The following is a 5,149-nucleotide window of genomic DNA, read 5'->3' as shown; positions in this document are numbered from 1 at the left end:
CGAAATGATGACACCAACATTAAAATTAAAAAGATTTAAAATAATAAAAAAATACAAAGAGCAATTAGAAAAACTTTATTAAAATAATAAGTTATTATTCGCATAAACACTTACTTTTTTACAAATAAAAAAAATAAAAAAAATTTTTAAAAATAAAAAACTTTTTAAAAATTTTGGTTTTAATTAAACAATTGACATAGGTGTCATAAAAAAATAAAAATAAGTTAAGAGCGAATCATTTTGATTCGTTAATTAAAAAAAGGGAGCTAAAGATGCCTAAGAAAAGAAAAAAAGCGGCAAAGAAGACTAAGAAAAAAGCTAAGAAAAAAGCTAAGAAAAAGGCTAAAAAGAGAAGAAGATAGTCTCTTAGTATTCTTAAACAAAAACGCTTCTCATAACGATTTACGTGTGAGAGGCGTTTTTTTTTATTCTTCTATTGGATCTTCTTCATCACCAATAGGTTCCTCCATTGGCATTTTAACAGTTGGGTTCTTATTTTCGGATGTTTCAGGCTTAGATTGAACAGTTGTATTTCTTTTTAAAGCCTTATCTAATTTTTTTTGGGTATCTTCGACTGACAAATTTAATATAATCTGAAATTCAGACTGCATTCTTTCATAAGCTTTTTCAAATAATTGTCTCTCAGAATAAGATTGATCTACCATTAGATCGTCACCTTTATTCAGATCTCTTACTACTTCCGCCAACTCATATATTTTACCAGAGGAAATTTTTGCCTCATATTCTTGAGCTCTTCTACTCCACATAGATCTTTTAATTTTTGGCTTACTTTTTAAAATTGAAATACATTTATTAACTTGATTAATTGTTGCAAGAGGTCTTAGATGTGATTGTTTGTTTATAGGAACCATTCCATTGGCTTTATCTTTTTCAAATTTGATTACATATGTTTCAACGTCAATTCCACCGATACTGATTTTTTTAAATTCTGTAATTTGTCCAACACCATGTTTTGGATAAACCACATAATCTTTAACTTTATATTCTCTTTTTTCAGTTTCTTGTTTTTTAACTTTCTTAATTTCTGGTTTTATTTCATTCGATTTAGAAATTCTTAATCCATCCGAGGAATTATTCTCTATTTTTTCTTCTGTTTTTTTTACAGTTTTTTTAGGCTTTATTTTTGAAATCTTTTTTGTTTTTTTTGCTACAACCTTTTTAGCCTTCGATTTAGCTTTCACTTTTGTTTTTGTTTTTTTTACTACTTTTTTTGATGACTTTTTATTCAAGATTTTCTTTAAAATATTTTTCATATTTATCTTTTACATCTTTAAATTTTTCATGATCCTCAGGTGGATCTTTTTTTTCATTAATATTAGGCCAAATTTCAGAATACTTTTTATTTAAATCCAACCATTTTTCGCTACCTAGTTCTGTATCTGCCGTAATTGCATCAACAGGGCATTCAGGCTCGCAAACGCCACAATCTATACACTCATCAGGCTTAATTACAAGCATATTTTTCCCCTCATAAAAACAGTCGACAGGACAAACCTCAACACAATCCATTAATTTACATTTAATGCATTTATCATTAACGATGTAAGTCATTTAGAATATTCCTTTTTAATTTTTTCTTTAATATCCCCCATTGTCTTACTGTCAATATATAAAAGACCAGCAAGTCTTCTCATTAAATTTGTTTCATAAATGTCAGCATTTTGATTTGAATAAATTATTTGCCATAGTGCTTCGATAATCTTAGTTTTATCTATTTCAGGTAAATTTTTTACTTCTTTTGTAAATTCAAGTATTTGATTTGAATTTTCCTCTTCTTTAATTGAAATCTCAATTAAATCATCAATATCCTCTTTTTTTGCACCCAGAGAAACAAGTGTTTTTTTTATTATTTCTTCCTCTTCATTAGAATAATGTTCATCAATTTTAGCCGCATGTATCAATAAAGAACCAATTTTAATTAGAGGAATAACTTCTTTTTTATCTCCTTTTTTAAAAAACATTATCTATTTAAATCTAAATTTTTTAAAATGTTGAAAGGGTTTTCTTTAGAGATGATCTTTTTATTAAAGCTCCTTCTATTTTTAGATGGATTGTATTTGAAATAAAATTCCTCATCTTTTTTTGTAATAACATAATTCATTTTTTTTAAAAGACTAACAAAGTTTTCTTTATTACATCCCAACAAATTTAGCATTTCTGGAACAACCTTAATTTCTTTTTTTTGTTCTGTGTTTGTATTTATTATTTGCATGAACAATCTTTCAAGAATGTCAATTCTAACAAAAAAGTTGTCAAATTTTTCAAAACCGCACAACAACATAAAGTTTTTATTTTGTTTTTCTTTGTCTTCAATAAAATTTAATCCAAATGTTGGTGGATTTAGTTTGAAGTATTTTTGATGAAAATTTTTCCACAACAAAGTTCTTAACTTTACAGCTTCTGGCTTAATGAGTTTAAATAAATAAATATGATATCTCCCAAATTTTACTCCAATTTCTCTTAAAATTTTTCTTTCTTCTTGCCCTAAACTTTTTAAATAATCCGAAACTTGATCTCTTTTAAGAACACCATTATTTTCATACAATTGATATGCCAAAGCTTTTATTGAAGAGTTTTTTTGATTTATATTTCTTAGATCTATTAAACTTTTTAATTCAAGGTTAATTTTTTCGCTTAACCATTTCTTTAAAAAATCAATTAACTTTTGCCTTTGTTTTTGTTCTAACATTTCATCAACAATTATCTCTAAATTTGGTGTTAGATAATCTTTACCAGGTATTATTTTTGCAATTGGAAACTTGTTCCAATAAATCTTTGTGTCATTCGAAAGCTCAATAATTTTTGTTTCAATTATATTGTCTATTCTTTTTTCAAGTTCTGGACTAACAGACTGTCTTGCAGCTTTCTTTAATGATTTTATATCCGTCTCAAGAGCTCCTTGTTTTAGGTCCAACTCAAGTTTAAGTCCATTTATTTTACCAATATAATGATTATCAATTTTTACATCATTATTTTGAAGTATTTCTGTTTTAAATTCCATATCCTGTTTTAATCCTCTTGCAAGAACACTTGCTCTTTTATCGATAAATGTCTTTGTAAGCTCTTCATGTAGTCTATCTGATAATTTGTCTTCTAAGTTTTTTGTTTTTTCTATCCAGTAGTCTTGATTTTCAATCCAATTATTTTTATTTGAAACATAAGACCAAGTTCGAACATTTGCAATTCTATTTGATAAAGAATCGACATTTCCTTCTAATTTATCTAATTTCATGAGCTGAATTCTCATATATTCATTAGAAATTTTTCCTTTTTCACTATTTAAAAATTTAAATACACTTCCAATAACTTCATAGTGATTGCCATAAGTTTTTTTTACAAAATCAGGTATTTGGCAACACTCCCATAAGAGTCTGAGAGTTTTTTCGTTCATATTTACTTTTTCTAGATTTTTGTCCTTTAAAAAAAATTTTAAAGCTCTTTCATCTTCACACTCATGAATTTTTCTTAACCAATCTTGGTACGGTTTTTGTTCTAAAGATTTAAGTAAAGAAAATGAATTATTAAAATTCAAATTTGAATTTCTCCAAAATAAAGTTCTGATTTCTTCAAATTTATGATTTTCAATTAAATCAACTTCTTCTGCACTTATTTCTTTACACTCACCCGTAATACCAAAGCTTCCGTTGTTTAAATATCTACCTGCTCTTCCAGCAATTTGACCTATCTCAGATAAATTTAGTTTTCTTAATTTTTTTCCATCAAATTTTTTTAAATTTGAAAAATAAACGTAATCAAGATCCATGTTGATACCCATACCAATAGCGTCTGTAGCAACTAAAAAATCTACGTCACCAGATTGATAAAGTTCTACTTGAGCATTTCTAGTTTTTGGGCTCAACGATCCCATTACAACAGCCGCACCTCCCTTTTGTCTTCTAATAAGCTCAGCAATTGCATAAACTTCTTCTGCAGAAAAAGCTATAATTGCTGTTTTTCTATTAATTCTGGATATTTTTTTATGACCTGTGTAAGTTAATTTTGACAATCTTTCTCTATTTACAAATTCAATATCATCGTCAAGTTTTGAAATGATATTCTTTATAGTATTTGATCCCATTAGCATTGTTAATTTTTCACCTCTCATATTAAGTAAACGATCAGTGAAAATATGACCTCTTTCGTGGTCCGCACACATTTGTATTTCGTCAACACCTACAAAATCTACCAACTTATCTATTGGCATAGATTCTACCGTGCATAAAAAATATTTTGCATTAGGTGGGATTATCTTTTCCTCTCCAGTAATTAAGGCGACTTTATCTAAGTTTATTTTTTTAATCACTTTTTCATAAACTTCCCTTGCTAAAAGTCTGAGTGGAAAGCCTATTATTCCACTTTCAAAAGAAAGCATCGTTTCGATTGCCAGATGGGTTTTTCCAGTATTTGTAGGACCAAGAATAGCAGTAATTTTATTTTTTTTCATTTTCTATCTTTGGTATACTAATTTTTTCTTATACTAGATATAGTTAGTCAAAAAGAACAAAAATAGACTAAAACATGGCCGAATCATTAATTTAAATGTTCTCATTCTTTCTTTTGATTTTAAATAAAGACTATTTATTAAAAACTTTTAAAATCATAAATATGGAATAAGTAGAGCTCCAAAAAACTTAATTATCTAAATATCAAATAGACTAACCACCTGGGCCTAAATCAGAGGGTTCAATCTTTAGAATTTTCCATACACCACTTGCAGATGCAATTATATTTTCTCTACATTTAAGTTCACAATTTAAAAAAACAAGTGTCTTAGTTTTTTTTAAGATATTTACAGTACCAATGATTTCATCTCCAATTTTTGACGGACTAATATATTTCAACTCTAAAGAAATTGTTACACACGGGGCATTGTTTGAAACTCTATGAGCCGCGGTTCCTGCTCCAGCATCTATCAACGCAGCTAAATATCCTCCATGTGTTATTCCGGCAACATTTAGGTGATTTTCATTAATTTTTGATTTAAATTCATATTTAATATCAGAAACATTACGAAACAAAACGCCCCCATTATGTTTCATAAATCCAGGTTTGGTACTTATTTGATCGTATTTTTCTGACATAAAAAATAAATTTTTATAAAATAAATGTTAAAATAATAATTACTAAA

5 protein-coding genes are annotated in these 5,149 nt (G+C 27.3%); all 5 read right to left on the bottom strand.

The window, feature by feature from the left end; all coding sequences use genetic code 11:
• Positions 1–425: 425 nt before the first annotated feature.
• The 5 genes from ACTT9D_RS06690 to ACTT9D_RS06670 all read right to left on the bottom strand — a co-directional run bounded on the left by ACTT9D_RS06690 (position 426) and on the right by ACTT9D_RS06670 (position 5,102).
• Positions 426–1,274, bottom strand: coding sequence for a CarD family transcriptional regulator (locus ACTT9D_RS06690; RefSeq protein WP_440931007.1), 849 nt, complete (start codon positions 1,272–1,274; stop codon positions 426–428).
• Entirely contained in the window at positions 1,243–1,572 is a 330-nt protein-coding gene (gene fdxA / locus ACTT9D_RS06685; RefSeq protein ID WP_440931006.1) for a ferredoxin FdxA, read from the bottom strand. The genes ACTT9D_RS06690 and fdxA overlap by 32 nt, the downstream gene beginning before the upstream one ends.
• A complete protein-coding gene (locus ACTT9D_RS06680; protein WP_440931005.1) occupies positions 1,569–1,982 on the bottom strand; it encodes a TerB family tellurite resistance protein in 414 nt (137 codons plus the stop codon). Before ACTT9D_RS06680 ends, fdxA begins: the two co-directional genes overlap by 4 nt.
• Positions 1,982–4,465, bottom strand: coding sequence for a helicase-related protein (locus tag ACTT9D_RS06675; RefSeq protein ID WP_440931004.1), 2,484 nt, complete (start codon positions 4,463–4,465; stop codon positions 1,982–1,984). Before ACTT9D_RS06675 ends, ACTT9D_RS06680 begins: the two co-directional genes overlap by 1 nt.
• Positions 4,466–4,676: 211 nt before the next feature.
• Positions 4,677–5,102: a PaaI family thioesterase gene (locus ACTT9D_RS06670; RefSeq protein ID WP_440931003.1), complete on the bottom strand. Its 426-nt coding sequence runs from the start codon at positions 5,100–5,102 to the stop codon at positions 4,677–4,679.
• Between the last annotated feature and the right edge of the window lie 47 nt (positions 5,103–5,149).

The organism is Candidatus Pelagibacter sp. (assembly GCF_052049815.1).
GTDB lineage: Bacteria > Pseudomonadota > Alphaproteobacteria > Pelagibacterales > Pelagibacteraceae > Pelagibacter.
This window is presented reverse-complemented; position numbering and strand designations above follow the sequence as displayed.

Bases quoted from the DNA above. Each gene is read 5' to 3' on its own strand.
- ACTT9D_RS06675 (WP_440931004.1), bottom strand. From the start codon at position 4,465: ATGAAAAAAAATAAAATTACTGCTATTCTTGGTCCTACAAATACTGGA.
- fdxA (WP_440931006.1), bottom strand. From the start codon at position 1,572: ATGACTTACATCGTTAATGATAAATGCATTAAATGTAAATTAATGGAT.
- ACTT9D_RS06690 (WP_440931007.1), bottom strand. From the start codon at position 1,274: ATGAAAAATATTTTAAAGAAAATCTTGAATAAAAAGTCATCAAAAAAA.
- ACTT9D_RS06680 (WP_440931005.1), bottom strand. From the start codon at position 1,982: ATGTTTTTTAAAAAAGGAGATAAAAAAGAAGTTATTCCTCTAATTAAA.
- ACTT9D_RS06670 (WP_440931003.1), bottom strand. From the start codon at position 5,102: ATGTCAGAAAAATACGATCAAATAAGTACCAAACCTGGATTTATGAAA.